General features: G+C 61.7%; 1 protein-coding gene and 1 pseudogene. Both read right to left on the reverse strand.

Annotation, left to right across the window (positions count from 1 at the left end):
• Positions 1-470 (reverse strand): NAD(P)(+) transhydrogenase (Re/Si-specific) subunit beta (locus AWB67_RS38935; RefSeq protein WP_200822447.1); only part of this gene is annotated, 470 nt, incomplete at its 3' end.
• Positions 471-766 (reverse strand): annotated as a pseudogene (locus AWB67_RS38940) (NAD(P) transhydrogenase subunit alpha part 2); the annotation flags it as partial.

Genomic DNA, 766 nt, shown 5'->3' on the forward strand with positions numbered 1-766 from the left:
AACGCGATGACCGACCCGGAGAACGTGATCGCCCCGACGAACGTGCCGATGAACAACTCGACGCGATTGCCGTAAGGAATCAGATATCCGGGAGGCGCGAGTCCGAACGCCGAAGGCTCGGCGACCACCGCATATGCAATGGCGATGGCAGCGAGACCGATCAGCGAGTGCATCGCGGCGACGAGTTCGGGCATCTTCGTCATCTCGACCTTCGCCGCGATGTACGAGCCTGCCGCACCGCCGATGATCAGCGCCGCGAACAGCAGCCCGAGGCCGAAGCCCAGGTTGGACCCGAGAAGCGCCGCTTGCTTCACGATCAGCGCGAGCGTCGTGAGGATGGCGATTGCCATGCCGGTCATGCCGAACGTGTTGCCGAGCCGCGCGGTCTTCGGATTGGACAAGCCCTTCAACGCCTGGCCGAAACACACCGAGGCGATGAGATACAGGAGAGTGACGACGTTCAGACTCATTTACGTGCCCTCCTTGCTCGCGAGCTTCTTAGGCTCTTTCTTTTTGAACATTTCGAGCATGCGTCTCGTCACGAGAAAGCCGCCGAACACGTTCGCGGCCGCAAGCACGACAGCCAACGTCCCGAAGAACTTGCTCGTGCCGCTGACCGTGAGCCCGGTCGCCAGCATCGCGCCGACGATCACGATCCCGGAGGTCGCATTGGTTACGCCATCAGCGGCGTGTGCAGCGCGGGCGTGACGTTCCACACCACGTGATAGCCGACGTAGATCGCCAGCACGAAGATGATCAGGTTGAT

The sequence above is a fragment of the Caballeronia terrestris genome, from assembly GCF_001544515.1.
In the GTDB taxonomy this organism is placed as follows: Bacteria; Pseudomonadota; Gammaproteobacteria; order Burkholderiales; family Burkholderiaceae; genus Caballeronia; species Caballeronia terrestris.